Consider the following 16,345-nt stretch of genomic DNA (forward strand, 5'->3'; position numbering starts at 1 on the left):
GCGTCCATGTTCTCCACCAGGGCGTCAGTGATCACGTAGTCGAGAAGCGTCTCCTCGGCGTCGACGACGCCTTCGGTCAAGGACTACGCGCAGAAACGCCGGTAGTGAAGCGGCCGCCAAGAAGTTAGGGGACTGGGAGTTGCGGTCGTGCGGCGTGCTCACCGCCACATGTCCAGGTAGAACTCCTCCAGCAACGGCCCCCACAGCTGACGCGGGTCGGCCATGGCGTGCGATTCATAGGTGCGCAGTTCCAGGATCAGGTTGTCGCCAGACCAGCAGGAGGCGTCGGGATGCGCGTCGCGGCCGCGCCAGAGCCCCCGATCACGGGCGATCGCGTAGGCGAAGTAGGTATAGGACTCCACGTTCCGGTGGGTGACGAAGGCCTCCTCCAACGACTCGTAAACCTCGTGGACGAGCCCGGTGGTCCCGTCAAGCAGCAGATACCAGGTGTGCATGAAGTCCAGCACGAACACCGAGTCAAGGTCGCCGGGCAATCCCGAGCATGCGCGCAGATTCCGTACGGAGTCCTCGCCCCACCACCGCGTGATGGGCTCGAGAAAGCGCGGCGCATCGTCCACGAAGTCATCGACCACGCCGTCCTTCGGCACGCCCACGTTGGTGAGGAACCGGCGGGTGGAGGTGTGGGTGATGTGGGGGTGCAGCTGTTCGGGGGTAAGTCTGAGCAGGCCGTCGGTGCCGAACACCGCCTCCAGCATCGCGCGGGTGACGCGCACCGGCGGTGGGCACGGGTTGAGCGCCGCCACGTCTTCAGGTGTGGTGACGCCGGCCAGGCGCAGGTGGTCATCGAGGTGCTCGCGGACATAGTCGGCCGGTCCCAGGTCGTCCGAGGCGGGCCAGCCCCGCATGATGGCCGCCAGTTCCCGATGTGCTCTGGCGTGATCAGCGGCGGGCGGGGCCACGGCCCCGATGAGGCTCGGTATGCGCAGGAAGTAGGCGGGGATGCCGAGTTCGGCGGTGGGCAGGTGCGCGGCGGCCTCGTCGACGCCCCGGGAGGCCGTTCGCGGATCGTGGGGATGCCGGCCGCAGTGCAGCAGCCGCCAGGTGGCCAGGCCCATGGGGGCGACGGCGAGAGCGAGGGTGGCGGCGGCGTCCCGGGCGGTCTCGGAGAGCCCGTTGAGCCACGCCCGTGCCGCCCGTTCCGCGATGGGGTGGCCGGGGCCGGGATCCGTGCCCCGGGCACGGGCGGCGATCACTGCGACACCGGGGCTCGGGTGGACCTGACCGGCGGTGAAAGGCGAGGCGCCGGGCGCGCTGCGGCACTCCTCGGCGTACCACCGGTTGAAGAGCTCGGGGTCGGTGCAGCGCGGGTCGTCCAGGTCCAGCACATAGTGCGCGTCAGTGAGGCCGAGAGCGCCGGAGTCACGGGCCTCGACCACCAGTGCGACGTGCCCGTTGGCGGCCAGGGGACGGATCAGTTCGGAGATGACACGCCCGGGGTCGAGGCTCTCGTGCAGCTCGGCGAGGGTGATGAGGGCGGGCACGGTCGTCGCGGCGACGGCGGCGATGGGGTCACCGGCGGTCTCAACCTCGATACCCAACTGGGCGGCGAGATGACGGGCGCAGTCCTCGACGCCCATGACCCGAAGCGAGGTGGCGACCATCGTCGGCCCCGAGCCGGTGCCGGACGCGGACCAACTCTTGGTGGTGGACATGGTGAACCAGGACAGCAGGTGCGACTTGCCAGAGCCCGGCGAACCAGTGACTACGCAGACGTCCGGCCCGTAACGGTCCTCCCGCCAGCGGAGCAGCGCCTCCGCGGCGGGCGTGCGGCCGGCGGTGTACTCCGGCCGCGTGCCCGGATCGGGGCACCCCGCGATCCAGGCGGGGGAGGCGCCGCGAAAGTAGTCGGGGACGGCGGGCACGGCGGCGGCACGCCGGAGCAGGCGAGCCGCAGGCCGCGCGTACTCCTCCTCGACCAGGGCGTGGAAGTCCACGGCCTGATCGCAGATGTGCTCCCATTTCTCCCGGACTTCGGCCACGCAGGCACGATCACGGTGCTGGCTGACGCGGATCGCACTGCCTTCGTGCCTGTCGATGAGCTCTTCGAGGTCGTCGAAGAACCGACGCTCGGTCTTGCGCATCACCCGCACGAACTCGGTCAGACGTCTCTCCAGTCTTTCGATGGCCGTTGGGTCTGTTCTCGGTCCCTGGGGCGATCCGGCCGAGTTCGGTCAGCAGGCCTTCGTAGCGGGCCATCCGCAGATCCGGCCAGGCGAGTCCGACAGCATAGAAGGCGGCAGCGAGTGCGCGAGGAAGACTACTTGGCGCGTCCATAGCGGCCACACTTTAGTCCGCCCGCTGTCCAGACGGTGGCGCGGCGGCCGCCCACCCGCAGCCCAGCCGAATCGGCAACATCGCCAAAGCGGCACTTGTCGTCACCCACTTCGAACACGGCAAGATCACATAAAGTCAGCGAGAAAACGTCGGCAAAGGATATGTTGGCGAGCTGATGCGGCCGCCGGTTTGGGCCCTTCGTGACAGCGAACGCCTCGATCTCAATGAGTTCTCCATGCGGTTCTCCGAGGCATGGTCGGCGCTGACGTCCCGGTTCCTCAAGCTCGAATGTCGGCAGAGTTATCGAGAGATCGAGACCAACGAGTCGCAAGCCGCCTATGAGAGCGGTGACGTTGACGAAGCCAGAGAACTGCTGCGCTTCGTAAGACCGCCCTGCCGATTGAACAATACGCTGGGTGAGTAGCGTGATCTCGACACCGTAGGGCATATGAGCTGACGTTGCCTGCAGGCAGTTGGGGGTGTCGGCTACGTTGGGCAAGGGTGCCCGTGTTGCGCCTGTCCCATTGGTGGCGAAGGAGTGCATTCATGGCGTCCAAGCAGTTCGATCCCGCGTCGGGTACGCGTGACTTTCTGGCCGGTGAGTTGCGGCGGCGGGAGCGGGTGTTCGCGGCGGCGCGGGGCGTGTTCGAGCGGTACGGGTTCGAGCCGTTGCAGACGCCGGCGTTCGAGCGGCTTGAGACGCTGACGGGCAAGTACGGGGACGAAGGCGACAAGCTGATCTTCAAGATCTTGCGTCGGGGTGAACATGAGGCCTCCGGTGAGGCGGACCTGGCGTTGCGGTACGACCTGACGGTTCCGCTGGCGCGAGTGGTCGCGGCGTATGGGAGCAGGTTGCCCAGCCCGTACAAGCGGTACGCGATCGGGCCGGTTTGGCGGGCCGATCGCCCGGGCAAGGGGCGGTTCCGGGAGTTCACCCAGTGCGATGTCGACGTGGTGGGGTCGAGGTCGCCGTTGGTGGAGGCCGAGGTCGTGTGCGCGGGAGCGGACGCGCTGGACGCGATGGGTGTCACCGCCTACACGATATTGATCAACTCGCGCCAGGCGCTGAATGGCCTCATGGAGGTGTACGACGTACCCGCCGAGTTGGCGCCCGCCGCGCTCATTACGTTGGACAAGCTGGACAAGCTCGCGCCTGCGCAGGTCGTGGCAGAGCTGGTCGAGGGCCGCGGGTTGGCGCAGGCGACCGCGTCCAGCCTGGTGGAGGACCTGACCGCCGAGGACGCGGTCGCGCGCATGCGGAAGGTTTTGGCCGACCACGAGGCCGGTCGGGTGGGGCTGGCGGAGGTCGACCGGCTCCTGGAACTGGCGGGCCCGCACATCGGCCAGGAGCGGATCCGGTTCGCGCCGAGCCTCGTGCGAGGGCTGGATTACTACACGGGTGCCATCTGGGAGGTGACCGCGCCCGGGATGCCTGGCTCGATCGCCAGCGGGGGCCGCTATGACCATCTGATCGAGACGCTGGGCGGCCCAGATCTCCCGGCGTGCGGGTTTTCGTTGGGTGTAGAGAGGATCCTGGGGATCCTCATGGACGGTGACGAAGGGGCGGCCGTTATCGATGTTGCGGTCACTGTGATGGAGGAGGAGCACTCTACTGAGGCGACGCGGTTGGTCGGCGGCCTGCGCCGTGCCGGCCTCACTGCCGAGGTGTACCTCGGCGGCAGTCGTAAGTTCGCCAAGCAACTCAAATGGGCCGCCGACCGGGGAGCGCGGTTCGCGATCCTGTCCGGGCCCAGCGAGCGCACCGACGGCGTGGTCACCGTCCGGGACATGTCCTCGGGGGAACAGGAACGGATCACGGTCAGCGACGTCTTTACACATCTGATGAACCGATGTGCGATGTAGGTCGTACCGCACTGGCGGCCTGACAGACCCCGATCGTCACGCGCCCCTATCCCATTGCGCTGCTGTCACTGCAGTTCAGCTGGCGCTACATGAAAGATCACGGCGTCCGTGCGTTCTATGCGATGACCGCCCGCTACGTCGCAGACCTGATCGCGAGCAATTGAGATGGCGTGAGGCATTCGAGACCGAGTATGCGACCGGCGTCCTGGACCGCATCACAACTGTCGAATGCGACCTGGTCTCCGAAGAAGCGCCAATGCACTGCGACATCTGCAAGAAAACCATCACGGCACTGCTCTACCTTGACCGTTGACCTGCCTGAGACGAAGCTCGAGCGGATGCGTTCTGCGCCGAGGGATGGGCCGCGCAGGTCGCATGTGGGGTATGGCCAGAAACCTGCCGCTGTGGCGAATGACGCCGATGCTACGAGGCCGGTTGCCTAAAGTGCATCACTCAGCGCGACGCTTGTCGCTCATACCGGCTCTTCGAACTTGGTCGGGGTGTGAGCGTCCGGAGGCCGGTGTTCGCCTGCGGGTGAAGGGGCTGTGGGGCCCGCGACCATCGGATCTCCTGGCCGATCGCCTCGGCCGCGTTCACCGCCCACGGTATTGGCGTTCTCCCCGTTCCAGTACCCCAGGTGGAGCATTGGGGATGGACGAGACCCGCAGGGGCAGGCCGAAATGGGTGTGGAACACGCTGCTCGGCTCGTGGATCGTGGTCGCGGACCGCTGGCATGTCGGATTCGTCGATCTGGCCGGTGGGCAAGGGCTGCTCGGCCAGGTGGAAGGCCGTACGAAGGCGTCGGTGGTGGATTGGCTGGAGGCGCGTGGCACTGAATGGAAGAACGCCGTGAAGGTGATCGCGATCGACATGTGCAGCGTGTTCAAGTCCGCTGGGGTTGCGGAAACCAACGCCTGCGCACCCGCTGCGCAACCCGAAAAGCCCGCGGACACCTCAACCCCGCTTAACTTCGAAGAGCCAGGATGACGCGCGGCGGTATGGGCCTGGAGTTGCCGCTGAATTATCCCAAGCCTAGCCAATCGTCAGGATTCGGATGGTACATATCCTGTAATTGGGGCATCAGGGGTTCTCCTTGTCGGTGTTCAGGCATCTCCACGTGTCGCCCCACTCGCTAAGGTGGCATCATGCCCTTGACCCGCCTGACCGTCGAGAACTATCGATGCTTTTCCCAACGGCAAGATCTAGAGATACGTCCGCTTACGGTCGTCTTGGGCAAGAACAATTTCGGGAAGAGCGCGTTGGTGCGAGCCCCCAGAGTCATGTCCACTGGTATTCGGAATGACTCCCCTCTCCCGCTGGACCTCTCGCTGCTCGGCGAGGAGCCTCCCGACTTCGTCGACCTCGTTCATGGGCACCTCGAGCATGGCAACATCACCGTCGGTCTGGAGTTCGCGGCCGACATTCAGCCGCTTCGGCTGGAAGCGACCGTTCAGAACATCGACGAGTGGCATACCCAGGTGGTGAGCCGTTGGCTTCTCGAGGCAGGGGACGGGTCATTCTCGCTTGACTGGTTGGACAGTGAGGACCATGCGGACGGGGACGAACGTCCCTACCGCTTCGCCGGGCCCGGTCCGCTGAACGGCGAGCAGGTGATGGTGCGTTTTGAGGGGCTGCTTCCCTTCATTTCCGGGCAACTGGATGTGGAGCTGATGCTATTCCGGGACATCATCCGCTTGGAATTCGATCAGATACGTTACCTTGGCCCCTTTCGAACCAGGCCTGGCCGTACGGGCCGGTTGTCCGCCAAGCCCCCCGGGCGGGACGGCGACATCGGCCGCGATGCCGCAAGCCTCCTGATTTACGATCATGTCCGGCGAGGTGGCCGATTGATCACCAAGATCAATGAGTACATCGATGGTCACCTGCCCGGCTGGGAATTGGACGTGGTTCCGAAATACAGTGCTTACGCGGTCGGGCTGCGATCCAAAACGGAACGGACGCTATGGGTCAACCTTACCGACGCCGGCACGGGAGTCGCCCAGGTTCTGCCCATTCTTGTTGGCCGGGCCTTGGACGAACTCGACCCGCCGAAGCGACCGATCCTGGAGATCGTCGAAGAGCCGGAACTGCATCTCCATCCGTCCGCGCAGGCCGAGTTGGCTGATCTCTATCTCGTCGCCATCGAACGGACCAAGGTGCGGTTCCTCATCGAGACGCACAGTGAGACCTTCCTACTCCGGCTCCGTCGCAGGGTCGCCGAGGGGCGTCTGCATCCGGACCGGCTCGCTCTCTATTTTGTGGAAAAGAATGGAAAAGGTGCGGTCGCCCACCGCATCGCTGTCGATCCGCTCGGCAACGTCGACTACTGGCCACAGGGCGTCTTCGCCGAAGATTTCGAGGAGACGAGGGCGCTGACCCTCGCGCAGCTCGACCGGCAGGATGACAATGCGGGTTGAACTCACAACTAAAATCTTTGTACAAGGCGAACACGTCGGAGAGGTTCTTGCGCTGCTGCGTCATTTCGCGCAGGGCCGTCACGAGTGGGTCGTCTCGCCCATCGACACTGACACCGTCGCGGACTATCTGGACAGTCATGCCCAGGGACTCGCGAAGGGCTACTCCGAACTTGCACGGAAGGCTGCGGTCAATCACGCGGCATGGAGTGTCGCAGATGCACGGCCGCTCGTTCGAATCCAACCCGAGGAATTAAGCGATCACGTCGCCGACCTGGAACGCCCCGCGATCGTGGCGGTCGAGAACAACCGGTCCGACCGCTGTTTCCTCGAAGTGATCGCCAAGGTCTTCGGAGCGCCGGAGATTCTGCTGGCCGTGAAGCGGGACTGGTTGGTGATCGACAACGGGGGTGGGCTGGCCGGCGCAGGCCGCCGGGCGAAAGAGGAACGGGGGAAGTTCCGGCTTATTCCGCGGGTCGCGGCGCTCTTCGACAGTGACCGGATGGTTCCGGCCTCCAGCGAGAAGGCTCACGCACTGGCCGAGCGGCTACGAGGGCACGACATCTTGGTCCATGTGCTCGAATTCCGTGAGGCTGAGAACTACATCCCCAACCGTGTGCTGCACACCCTGAAGCCCTATCACCTGATTCACCCACGGATCGACGCTCTCAAGCGACTGTCCCACGAGCAGCGCGGTCACTTCGACATGAAGCGTGGCTTCGACAAGACTTCGGGGGTCCCTGACTCTCAGAAGGTACTGTTCGCAGGGGTGCCGTCCCAGGTCATCGCGAAGCTCGGCCAGGGATTTGGAAGCGACGTCATCAAACAGCTCGGCGAGAGGGCCGACACTCTGAGCGAGACCGACTTCGCGGGCTTGGGTCCGGACGTGTGTCGTGAGCTGCGGAGCATCCTTGAGATGTTGCGAAAGATCGTTTAGGGATGGTGCATGGCCGCCGAAGATTACGAGATCGACGTAAGGCCCGAGATCATGCTCATGGAGCAGGTTCTCGAGCCCCTGATGTCCGGCGCTCTGCGGATCCCCAAGTTCCAACGGCCGTTCGTCTGGCGGCCGGAGCAGATGCTCGACCTCTTCGACAGCATCGAACGCGGCTATCCGATCGGCAGCCTGCTGATCTGGGAGACCTACGAGAAGCTGGCCAGCCTCGACCGCATCGGCGACCTGGAGGTCCCCGAGGCACGGCCGGGGCTGCCCGTCTCGTACGTGCTCGATGGCCATCAGCGGCTGTCGACGTTGTTCGCGACGCTCCGCCGGCCGGTCGACGCTCCCCGCTCCACGGAGCAGCGTGACTGGATGTGGTGGCCCTACCGGGTTCTGGGCGATGCTGACGAGGGTGCGAACCGGTACCGGCATTGGAGGTCGTCGAATCCGCCGCCGGCCAACTACCTCCCGGTTCGGTCGGTGCTGCGCACGCGAGATTTCCTGTCCTACGCCCGCGACCTCGCGAGGGATGCTTCTGCCGAGATGGACGTCGACCGGCTGACGAGTGAGGGTGAGGTCGTTGCCCAGCGCATTAAGTCGTACAAGCTGGCGGTGGTACGGCTGGTCGGCGGCGAACTCAAAGACGCCGTCGAGGTCTTCTCGCGGGTCAACAGCACGGGGCAGCCGATGCGTCCGGCGCAGATGGTCTCGGCCCTCACCTACCAGGCCGGCGGCCGGGAAAGCCTGGCGGACCGGCTGGACGGTCTGCTGGAACAGGTCGCCGACACCGGGTTCGGTGAGGTCTCCGCCGATGCGGTGTTCCGTGCGGTTCTGGCCGTCACCGGTGAGGAGAACGTGCAGGAGGCGCGCTGGGACGTGCTGGCACGCCGGGTCAAGGACTCGGTTCAGGAAGCGGTCGACGACACCGAGGAGGCGCTGATCCGCGCCGTGGCCTTCCTGCGGGAGACGGTCCGCGTTCCACTGGCCAGGCTGGTTCCCTACGACGCTCAGTTGATGCTTCTCACCACGTTCTTTCATGGTTGTCCGAACCCGACACCAAGTCAGCGCCACGAGCTGACCCGTTGGTTCTGGACCACATCGTGGTCGGGTTACTTCGCCGGGGCCAACTCGACGCAGGTCAAGCAGGATCTGATCGAGATGAAGAAATTCGCCCGTGATGGCGGAAAATTCTCGCTGATCGATGAGCGGCCACGGCCCTTTCCCGATCGGTTCGATCTGCGTAGCGCCCGAGTGCGCGCTTTCATCATTTGGGAACTTGCGGCTTTTCCGCAACGGCTTACCGTGACCGGCGAACAGATCTCGGCCGTGGACGTGCTCGCGAGGGGGGCGACATCGGCTTACCGACATGTGGTCAACAAGGCCGGGATGGCTGCCGCCTCCAGTCCGGCGAACAGGCTCATTATGCCGACACCGCCGCGGGTCTCCCTGAAGAGAGCACTGCTGAACCTGCCGGACTCCATCCGTGCCGACGTGCTAGCGAGCCACGGCATTCCGCCACTCGCGCTGCAGCGACTCGCCGTCGGCAATGATGAGGGATTCATCGAGACCCGCAGGGCCACGCTCGCCGAGCGAGAGGCCGCCTTCATGGCGAATTTCGGCGTCTACGCCAGCCCGGACGCCATCGGCGAAGCGGATATCGACACCACTTGAAGCAGATGTTCATTGTTGCGACCCGGTGTCCGAATGCCGCTACGCGCGCTTATTCGTGATGTCGTGAGACGAAAGTGTGCACGCTCAATCCGTTGACGGGCGCTTGGGCGTAACGGATGCTGGCCGCATGGGTGTGGAGCGGGTCCCAGCACCAAAGCGGTCCTGTTCGATGTGCGACCGTCCGGCCGTGTGCGGAGGCAGACTGCCCGGCGACCGCAAAGCGCGGGCACTGTGCCAGTCCCACGCGGATGCGGTGTTCGGTCCGGTAGACCCACCGTGGCGTTGGCTCGATGCCAAGACGCAGCGGGAGATAGTCGATGAATGGCTGCGAGGGCTGACGATAATCGCCCACCCTGACGGCCGTACGCCCGAGGAGTTGCTGGCTGAGATCGCTGAGGTGAACCAGATGACGGTCGACCACATATCGATCGTTTCCCCGTTGCTGCCTGGCGAGGCGCGCACGCTTACTGAGACGACGCGGGCGAACTCCAGGCTGCGGAGCAGGGAGACGAAGGTGCACGCCTTCGTCACCCTGCTCCTCGTGGACTGGTTGGCCGAGGAGACCGGTCAGACTCGCTCTGATGTCCTCCACCGCCTGGCTCTTCGACTCGACGCGTGGTTGAGCGAGCACGACAGGCCGGATGCCGAGGACAAGGCGGAGTAGCCGTCGGCGTCCGGCGGCTGCGGTCAACCCTCCGGGCACAGGGCCATCACCCGGACGATGATGTCGCTGAGCCAGGCCGGCGGGGTGGTCACAGCCTCGATGGCGGCCTGCCGGTAGGTGACGAAATTCTTCCCTTCGTTACCGCGGCCCTCCGCGACGATCTTCTGGCGAGCGGAACACCATTCGGGCCACTCGCTCTCCAGGTAGGTCTCCAAGGTGTCGCGCAGGACCGCGTAGGTGTCGTGCACCTTGGTCTGCGGCCAGTCCTCGGGCACTGCGCCAAGGTATGCGAGCACTCTGCGGTTCTCCGCCTTCTCCTTCGCCCCGATGGGTGCGACCTTGGCGGGTTCCTTGCCCGAGTCCTGAGCTCGCTGTTCGCAGCCCGCGTCGCCGTCGAAGACCACGAAGCAGGGAACGCCGAGTTCCGTCAGGATCGCATGGGCGAGCGGGATGTTGCCCTTTCCCTGGACTTCGACCACGATCACGCCGTTCTTATTGAGCGGATCGTGCCGGAGTCCGCAGCCTTCGAGGAGCCCTTGTTCCGTCGAACCTTCCACCAGGATCGCTACACGGGCGAACAGCGCCTCAGGGAGTGAGGCCAGGCAGACGCGCATGAGCTGGCGATGAATCTGGTCCGGCTTCACCACCCCGTCGAGCCGCCGAGCGACAGATTCGGCTGTGGCCGCCGCGATCCGAACCGATGGCGCACCGCCGTCCACGATCGTCCGGGTCATCCGGCGGATCTCGTCGAAGCCCTCGGACTCCAGAAAGTAGGGGCTGTGGGTGGCATAGGCCACCTGCACGCCGCGGCCCGTCACACTTGAGATCTTGCGCAGCACCGTCGCGAACGCCCGCGCCTGGATGGGGTGCTGGAACAGTTCCGGCTCCTCGATGGCCAAAAAGATCGTACGGTCGAGCTCTGTCTCCTTGCTCTCGGCCAGCAACCGCAGTGCCGAGATGAGCAGCGCGCGCTGAAATCCGTGCCCCTGCTGGTCGATGCGCGTGCGGGCACGGCCGTCCACGACCGATACCGAGAACTGCACCTGGGGCAGGCGGAACTCGGGTACGACGGGCGTGACATTGATGCTGCGTCCGCTGGTGAGCTCCCCGACCGCCGAGGTGAGACTCTCGGAGAGGGTGTCCAGTTGCTCGCTGAAGTGCTCGGTATGGATGTTCTCCCGGCTGACCGTGACAAGGTCGCTGAGCTGCGCCATCTCCACGTCCGCCTGCGTACGGTCGACGGCCTGTTCCAAGATCCGGCCGATGATCGAGCCCTTGATGTCCCGGCCCTCCTCACCGGCGCGCAGGTCGGCGCTGACGAAGACGTAGTCGAACAGGCCGGTCATCTTGGCCTGTCCCGCGAAGCCGAAGAAGTGGGTGTCGGCCTCCAACTCCGTGCTCGTCAGGTTGCCGGGGTGCTCCTTTTCCCACTGCGACAGCGCGATTTCGAGTTGAGTGGCGCTGCGAACCGCCGGCAGGTTCAGCTCGGGACGTTCCCTGCGCAACTCGTTGTAGCGGGTACGCCGCTCCATTGCGCCGGCGATCTCTCGGAGTTCGGTGAATGGTGGAAAGCTCATGGCACGGCCGGAGAGCTTGTCCACGCCGTTCTCCCAGCGGCGCCAGAGCCGCACGGTCGGTGCACCGTCAGCGGCGTACTTGCCGAGGGCGGTCCGGTCGAGGTCGGTGAGGTGCCCGAACTCCACCTCGACGGTGATGCGTTCAGGTGTGATGCCGACGGAGACGTCGTCGTGAGTGAGGGTCGTGGCCCGGTCGCCGTTGAAGAACCAGTCCAGCGCGCGGAGTACGGAGGACTTGCCGACCCCGTTGGGCCCGATGAAGGTCGTGATGTCGTCGAACGGGATGTCCACGTCGCGGAGACAGCGGTACCCCTGGATCCTCACTCGTTGAATTCTCACCCATCTAGCACAGCGGTAACAGCGGTCACAACGCAACTCGATATCGGAGAATGAATTACGGGCTGCGCGTGGCCATGATTTGATTCAGGCGTTATTTGGGATTTAGTGCACTTCGCGAGAATAGCCGTCAAGTATTCCAAGCCGGATATGTCTCGCTTTAGAGTGCTCGATTGCTTATGACGGCATCGACGGATCATCCTTGCCGGTCGAGGTGTTCGGTGAGACCCTGAGGGAGGTCTCGCGGAGTAGGGAGCGCTCATGAGGGCCGTTCGACGGCTGGGCAGGACCCCGGCGGAACTCGGGAACACCACGGGCGTCAGCGGGTCCCCGGACATCATCGAGTTGGACGATGGTTCCATCGGAGTCATCGGCACCGACATCACCGACGAACTCGGACGCCAGCCGTTGCGCGACGCCAGGTGTGCGCCGGATGAGCGGATCGTGCGCATCCCCCGCAACACGCTCCTTCATGCGGCGAAGGATGTGTTGGAGAGCTGATGCGGCCGCCGGCGTGGGCCCTGCGGGAGAGTGAACGCCTTGATCTCGATGAGTTCTCCGGCTGGTTCTCCGAGGCGTGGTCGGCGCTGACGTCCCGGTTTCTCAAGCTCGAGTGCCGCCAGGATTATCGAGAGATCGAGACCAACGAGTCGCAGGCCGCCTATGAGAGCGGCGACATTGAGAAGGCGAGAGAACTGCTGCGCGTCGAGGCCGAGGCGGATCGGCCGCTGTACGAGGACGTGATCAAGCAGAGTATCGATTACGCTCGCATCCGGCTCGTCCAAGAGCCACTGTCGCCGTATCTCCGGTACGAGCTGATCAGCTACGAGATCCGTCAGGCGATGGGAGAGAACATCGAGGTCGTCCGCGTGCCGGGAGAACTGGCGCTCCCCAACGAGGACTACTTTGATTTTCTGCTGTTCGACCGGTACGTGGCCCTGATCCACGACTACGGAGAGAGCGGTGCGCAGTCCGGCGGGTGGATGACCCGCCACCCCGGAACGATCGAATCCCTTGAACGGACCCTACTTGCGCTCCGCGAGACCGCCGTGCCGATCGACCAATACGCTCGGTGAATAGGCGCGTCCTGCGCACAGCGCTCACGGCCGCGGCTCTTTTCGGCGGCATCGCTCTGGTGGCCGCCAGTCTTGTCATACCGGCCTTGCTGTTGCTCCAAGCCGATGATCGGACACTCGACAGGTGGTCACAGATCGGGCAGGCCGTCTCACCTGTCGGTGTCTTCTTCTCCGGGATCGCCTTCATCGGCATCACCTTGACGCTGTTCTTGCAACGGCGCGAGCTCCACAACCAGCGCGAAGAGCTCACCATCGCCCGCGAGGAGCAGCAGCGCAGCAGCGAGATCGCGCTACGCCAACTGCACACTGACCTCATCAAGATGGCCATCGACGACCCTGAGCTTCGTGAAGTCTGGCCACAACTCGTTCCCGGAGTGGAGGAGACCAAGAAGGACCATTACTGCAATCTCATTCTCAATCTTCAGAAAGTGGCGTACGAGACCGGGACGATCGAGTTGGAGGAGCTCAGAGGCGCCCTCGCCTATCTGATGAGCAGTCCCGACATGTACTTGTTCTGGGAGAAGGCACGAACCGCCCGCGCGAATGTGACCAGTGGGGACGAGGCCGAGGACTTCTTCACCACCGAGATCGACAGGGCGTTCACGGCCGCTTCGCCCCAGCCGCCCCAGTCGCTCATGCGGCTCCTTCGCCGTGCGGTCGCCCAGTGGCGCGCCGGCCGTCATGGAAGGCGCTGAGCGCCGCCCCTGCGATGCTCAGCGATAGGCGCTCTATCGTCCGTTACACCCATGCCGCGAAGGCGTGGCGCCGCCATCGTCCAGGGCGAGGAGTAAGGCCTCGGCGGCATGGTCGTTCATGCAGACGAGCGCGCTGGGCCGGCCTGCGGGGTCGACGTAGGGGGAGATTCCGAAGGTCGCGGTGATGATCCCGCGTCGGGCGAGCCAGTGGCCGAGTCGATGGCGGAGGCGGTCTGCGAGGTCGATGGCCTGGCGCTGTTGGTCGCTGAGGTGCTCGACGGGCGGTGGCACGGCGGTGGTCTCCTTGGTGAGATCAGGTGGGGCGGCGGTGGCGATACGGGGTGGCGAACGGACGGAGCGGTCGCGCACCTCCTCGGGGCGCGGCGGTGCGGGAGGCTCCTCGGGGGCAGGGGGCTCGACCGCGCCGCCGCGCCGGCTTCGGGGGTCGTACGGCCCGGCGGTCCTGCTGCTCCGGCGACAGCCGGGCCGTACGGCGTCACCCGGACGGCGTCGCCCGCCCGGACCGGGGGTGAGCGGGCCGCCGTGTTCGTCGGGCGCGCTCGCGTACTCGGGAATCCACCACAGGGGCGGGTCGTACCAGAGGATCATCGGGAGGTCCGCGCGCGGGCAGAGGCGCAGTGTTCCGCCGTGCCGACGGCGGGGGAGCAGTCGAGCTCGAACCACATGGTGCGGCCCGCTTCATGGGTGCGCATGCCGTACCGCCCGCCCGTGATCTCTCGCAGTAGGCGCAGGCCACGGCCACTGACCGCGTCAGGCCCGCCGTCGACGAGGCGCGGGATGCTGGACGCCGATCCGGCGTCGGTCACCTCGACCCGGATGGTCTGGCTGGTGGAGAGTACGGTGACCGACACGAACCCGGGGCGTCCGCACTCGTCGAGCCTGGCCGAGTCGGAGTGCAGGATCGAGTTGGTGATCAGTTCGCTCCCCAGCAGTTCGACCTCGGACACTGCCGGGTGGTTCTTACCGAGCAGTTCACGGAGCCAGTGCCGTGCGGTGCGGACCTGATGGGCTTCAGCCGGGAAATCGATCGAGCCGAGGACGATGGGACCGCCGCCGATGCCGCACTGCGCATGCGGGCTCGGCTGCCCGGATGGAAGCTGATCAATTGGCTTCATGCCCTGTCCTCACCTGTGAAATCGGTATCCACAGGGTCTCGCGGACGGTCTACCCTGAGATAGGCAAAACACAGGCAGCCCACCTGCACAAGGTTTGCTCGGCAGAACTACGGAGATGTGCGGACGATGGCCGGTAATCACCTGACAGCGCGAGCGTTTCTTGCTAGGGAGATTCGTCTCGCGCGGGAGGCAAAAGGGATGAGCCGGGCCGCACTTGGTAAAGCGGTCTTCGCCTCGGAGTCTCTCGTCACGGCATGGGAGAAGAGCAGGTACGTTCCGAAGCCCGATGCGATAGATCGTCTTGAGGGAGTGCTCGGAACACGTGGCGTTCTCTCCCGCCTCCTTGAGGATCTCGTGAGCGTCACGGTCCCGCTGGAGTGGTTCGGAAAGTGGGTGGAGATCGAGGGTAGGGCCACAGCTTTATGGTCATTTGAGTTGGCCGTTGTTCCAGGCCTTCTGCAGACAGAAGATTATGCGCGTGCCGTGTTGCGTGCAGCGAATCATCTTGCCGATACAGAGGAAATGGTCATTGCGCGGATGAACCGGCAGCGGATCCTGGCCAAGGAAGACGCTCCGGTACTCGTGGCGCTCATGGATGAAAGCGTGCTGCAACGCAACATTGGCGGTGCTGCGGTGATGCATGATCAGTTGCTGCATCTTGCCGAAGTGGCACAGCGGGACAACGTGGTCGTACAGATTGTTCCGCTGATGGCAACGGTCTGTTCCGGATTTCTCGGCGGATTCGTGATCGCCAACTTCGACGGCGGCAACGATGTGGCGTATGTGGACAACCAACTCAGCGGCGAGGTCGTTGAGCGTGCTGAGGACGTCGTGCGACTCCGGCGCATGTTCGAGATCTTCAGAGCGGACGCTCTCCCGCAGCGGGAAACAATCGAACTGATCACTAGGGCGGCGGAACAGTGGAAGGCTTGAAGTGGCGCAAGGCGTCACACAGCGGAGCGAACGGTGGGAACTGCGTTGAGGTAGCCCGTGCCGCACATCAGATCGCCGCACGGGACAGCAAGAACCCCGATGGTGGAACCATTTGGATCTCGTCCGCTGATTGGCGGCGATTCATCACTGAGATCAAGAGTGGCCTACTGGACTCGTGAAATCGTTCGAATTCTGTTTCTCGGCTCGCGTTCCCGACTGCCCAGCCAGCGGGTGGTGGGATGGCGTCTGCGATTTATGCGGTTTCGCTGGTCGCGGGCGCTTATGCGGCTACGCATCGGCCCATCCCTCGGAGTTCGAGTAGGACTCATAGGAGTAGCGAGTGCTGCGATCCCACTCCTCGCCGGTGATGTGTTCGTACGCCCTGTCCGGCGCGTAGAGCAGGCTCTCGGCCCAGATGAGATTGGTGGCGTACGGAACGAAGTGCGCCGGAATCTGGAGCACGTTCTCGTACGTTTCGCGGCCGGCGGCGACTACGGCGGCGCGCGTGTAGAGGAAGCTGTCGCTCGACAGGTCCCACCCGTACTCCTTGCGGTCCAGCCGGTAGAGGGCCCACGACAGCTGTTCGGCGAACCCGATGACCGCCGCCAGCGGACCGGCGGACAGACGAGCCGTCAGGGTGGCGGCCAGATGTTCCGCGTCGGGATCAGGCGTGGGAGGTCTGCAGTCGTCGATGAGCTGCCAGAAGGTGTTCTCGTCCATGCCTCAGAGCATGACGGACGGCTCT

17 protein-coding genes are annotated in these 16,345 nt (G+C 64.8%); 11 read left to right on the top strand and 6 right to left on the bottom strand.

All coding sequences use genetic code 11. The features are described 5' to 3' along the window. Positions 1-158 precede the first annotated feature (158 nt). Together HKK74_RS32355 and HKK74_RS32360 are read right to left on the bottom strand one after the other, a co-directional pair. Complete coding sequence (locus HKK74_RS32355) at positions 159-2,102, bottom strand: SUKH-4 family immunity protein (protein WP_187247198.1); 1,944 nt, start codon at positions 2,100-2,102, stop codon at positions 159-161. A 176-nt stretch (positions 2,103-2,278) separates the two neighbouring features. Further along, the gene (locus HKK74_RS32360) at positions 2,279-2,743 is read right to left on the bottom strand and encodes a hypothetical protein (protein WP_187247199.1); all 465 of its coding nucleotides are present in this window, start codon (positions 2,741-2,743) and stop codon (positions 2,279-2,281) included. Between the two features lie 98 nt (positions 2,744-2,841). Between HKK74_RS32360 and hisS the strand changes: the two genes are divergently transcribed. The 6 genes from hisS to HKK74_RS32390 all read left to right on the top strand — a co-directional run bounded on the left by hisS (position 2,842) and on the right by HKK74_RS32390 (position 9,847). After that, positions 2,842-4,158 (top strand): histidine--tRNA ligase, encoded by a 1,317-nt coding sequence (gene hisS, locus HKK74_RS32365; RefSeq protein ID WP_187247200.1) that lies wholly within the window; start codon positions 2,842-2,844, stop codon positions 4,156-4,158. Positions 4,159-4,809: 651 nt separating this feature from the next. After that, the gene (locus HKK74_RS32370) at positions 4,810-5,145 is read left to right on the top strand and encodes a transposase (RefSeq protein WP_187247201.1); all 336 of its coding nucleotides are present in this window, start codon (positions 4,810-4,812) and stop codon (positions 5,143-5,145) included. Between the two features lie 158 nt (positions 5,146-5,303). After that, positions 5,304-6,575, top strand: coding sequence for an AAA family ATPase (locus HKK74_RS32375; RefSeq protein WP_187247202.1), 1,272 nt, complete (start codon positions 5,304-5,306; stop codon positions 6,573-6,575). Then, positions 6,565-7,509: a hypothetical protein gene (locus HKK74_RS32380; protein WP_187247203.1), complete on the top strand. Its 945-nt coding sequence runs from the start codon at positions 6,565-6,567 to the stop codon at positions 7,507-7,509. The genes HKK74_RS32375 and HKK74_RS32380 overlap by 11 nt, the downstream gene beginning before the upstream one ends. A 9-nt stretch (positions 7,510-7,518) precedes the next feature. Further along, positions 7,519-9,183, top strand: a complete 1,665-nt coding sequence (locus tag HKK74_RS32385) for a DUF262 domain-containing protein (protein WP_187247204.1) — start codon at positions 7,519-7,521, stop codon at positions 9,181-9,183. Positions 9,184-9,370: 187 nt separating this feature from the next. Then, positions 9,371-9,847, top strand: a complete 477-nt coding sequence (locus HKK74_RS32390; RefSeq protein ID WP_187247205.1) for a hypothetical protein — start codon at positions 9,371-9,373, stop codon at positions 9,845-9,847. A 23-nt stretch (positions 9,848-9,870) separates the two neighbouring features. Here HKK74_RS32390 and HKK74_RS32395 read toward each other — a convergent pair whose 3' ends face one another. Continuing rightward, positions 9,871-11,748, bottom strand: coding sequence for an AAA family ATPase (locus HKK74_RS32395; protein WP_187247206.1), 1,878 nt, complete (start codon positions 11,746-11,748; stop codon positions 9,871-9,873). 273 nt (positions 11,749-12,021) lie between these two features. Here HKK74_RS32395 and HKK74_RS32400 point away from each other — a divergent pair, with 273 nt between their 5' ends. Genes HKK74_RS32400 through HKK74_RS32410 form a run of 3 tightly spaced genes read left to right on the top strand, consistent with a single transcriptional unit; the run spans position 12,022 to position 13,531 of the window. Next, positions 12,022-12,261 carry a hypothetical protein gene (locus HKK74_RS32400; RefSeq protein ID WP_187247207.1) on the top strand — a complete coding sequence of 80 codons (240 nt, stop codon included), beginning with the start codon at positions 12,022-12,024 and terminating at the stop codon, positions 12,259-12,261. Next, on the top strand, positions 12,261-12,836 hold the full coding sequence (locus HKK74_RS32405; protein ID WP_187247208.1) for a DUF6879 family protein: 576 nt from the start codon (positions 12,261-12,263) through the stop codon (positions 12,834-12,836). Before HKK74_RS32400 ends, HKK74_RS32405 begins: the two co-directional genes overlap by 1 nt. Then, the gene (locus HKK74_RS32410; RefSeq protein WP_187247209.1) at positions 12,833-13,531 is read left to right on the top strand and encodes a DUF6082 family protein; all 699 of its coding nucleotides are present in this window, start codon (positions 12,833-12,835) and stop codon (positions 13,529-13,531) included. The genes HKK74_RS32405 and HKK74_RS32410 overlap by 4 nt, the downstream gene beginning before the upstream one ends. A gap of 33 nt (positions 13,532-13,564) precedes the next feature. On the opposite strand, the gene HKK74_RS32415 is transcribed toward HKK74_RS32410, so the two are convergent. Together HKK74_RS32415 and HKK74_RS32420 are read right to left on the bottom strand one after the other, a co-directional pair. Next, positions 13,565-14,140, bottom strand: coding sequence for a hypothetical protein (locus tag HKK74_RS32415; protein ID WP_187247210.1), 576 nt, complete (start codon positions 14,138-14,140; stop codon positions 13,565-13,567). Beyond that, positions 14,137-14,667, bottom strand: coding sequence for an ATP-binding protein (locus HKK74_RS32420; RefSeq protein WP_187247211.1), 531 nt, complete (start codon positions 14,665-14,667; stop codon positions 14,137-14,139). Before HKK74_RS32420 ends, HKK74_RS32415 begins: the two co-directional genes overlap by 4 nt. A gap of 126 nt (positions 14,668-14,793) precedes the next feature. On the opposite strand from HKK74_RS32420, the gene HKK74_RS32425 reads away from it, so the two are divergent. Further along, complete coding sequence (locus HKK74_RS32425) at positions 14,794-15,600, top strand: helix-turn-helix domain-containing protein (RefSeq protein WP_187247212.1); 807 nt, start codon at positions 14,794-14,796, stop codon at positions 15,598-15,600. Continuing rightward, positions 15,588-15,779 (top strand): DUF397 domain-containing protein, encoded by a 192-nt coding sequence (locus HKK74_RS32430; protein ID WP_187247213.1) that lies wholly within the window; start codon positions 15,588-15,590, stop codon positions 15,777-15,779. The genes HKK74_RS32425 and HKK74_RS32430 overlap by 13 nt, the downstream gene beginning before the upstream one ends. A gap of 109 nt (positions 15,780-15,888) precedes the next feature. Here the strand turns inward: HKK74_RS32430 and HKK74_RS32435 are convergent, their stop codons facing one another. Continuing rightward, positions 15,889-16,320 carry a DUF4240 domain-containing protein gene (locus HKK74_RS32435; protein WP_187247214.1) on the bottom strand — a complete coding sequence of 144 codons (432 nt, stop codon included), beginning with the start codon at positions 16,318-16,320 and terminating at the stop codon, positions 15,889-15,891. Positions 16,321-16,345: the final 25 nt, after the last annotated feature.

The sequence above is a fragment of the Actinomadura alba genome, assembly GCF_014323705.1.
In the GTDB taxonomy this organism is placed as follows: Bacteria; Actinomycetota; Actinomycetes; order Streptosporangiales; family Streptosporangiaceae; genus Actinomadura_C; species Actinomadura_C alba.

Bases quoted from the DNA above. Each gene is read 5' to 3' on its own strand.
- HKK74_RS32355 (WP_187247198.1), bottom strand. From the start codon at position 2,102: ATGCGCAAGACCGAGCGTCGGTTCTTCGACGACCTCGAAGAGCTCATC.
- HKK74_RS32360 (WP_187247199.1), bottom strand. From the start codon at position 2,743: ATGCCCTACGGTGTCGAGATCACGCTACTCACCCAGCGTATTGTTCAA.
- hisS (WP_187247200.1), top strand. From the start codon at position 2,842: ATGGCGTCCAAGCAGTTCGATCCCGCGTCGGGTACGCGTGACTTTCTG.
- HKK74_RS32370 (WP_187247201.1), top strand. From the start codon at position 4,810: ATGGACGAGACCCGCAGGGGCAGGCCGAAATGGGTGTGGAACACGCTG.
- HKK74_RS32375 (WP_187247202.1), top strand. From the start codon at position 5,304: ATGCCCTTGACCCGCCTGACCGTCGAGAACTATCGATGCTTTTCCCAA.
- HKK74_RS32380 (WP_187247203.1), top strand. From the start codon at position 6,565: ATGCGGGTTGAACTCACAACTAAAATCTTTGTACAAGGCGAACACGTC.
- HKK74_RS32385 (WP_187247204.1), top strand. From the start codon at position 7,519: ATGGCCGCCGAAGATTACGAGATCGACGTAAGGCCCGAGATCATGCTC.
- HKK74_RS32400 (WP_187247207.1), top strand. From the start codon at position 12,022: ATGAGGGCCGTTCGACGGCTGGGCAGGACCCCGGCGGAACTCGGGAAC.
- HKK74_RS32405 (WP_187247208.1), top strand. From the start codon at position 12,261: ATGCGGCCGCCGGCGTGGGCCCTGCGGGAGAGTGAACGCCTTGATCTC.
- HKK74_RS32415 (WP_187247210.1), bottom strand. From the start codon at position 14,140: ATGATCCTCTGGTACGACCCGCCCCTGTGGTGGATTCCCGAGTACGCG.
- HKK74_RS32420 (WP_187247211.1), bottom strand. From the start codon at position 14,667: ATGAAGCCAATTGATCAGCTTCCATCCGGGCAGCCGAGCCCGCATGCG.
- HKK74_RS32425 (WP_187247212.1), top strand. From the start codon at position 14,794: ATGGCCGGTAATCACCTGACAGCGCGAGCGTTTCTTGCTAGGGAGATT.
- HKK74_RS32435 (WP_187247214.1), bottom strand. From the start codon at position 16,320: ATGGACGAGAACACCTTCTGGCAGCTCATCGACGACTGCAGACCTCCC.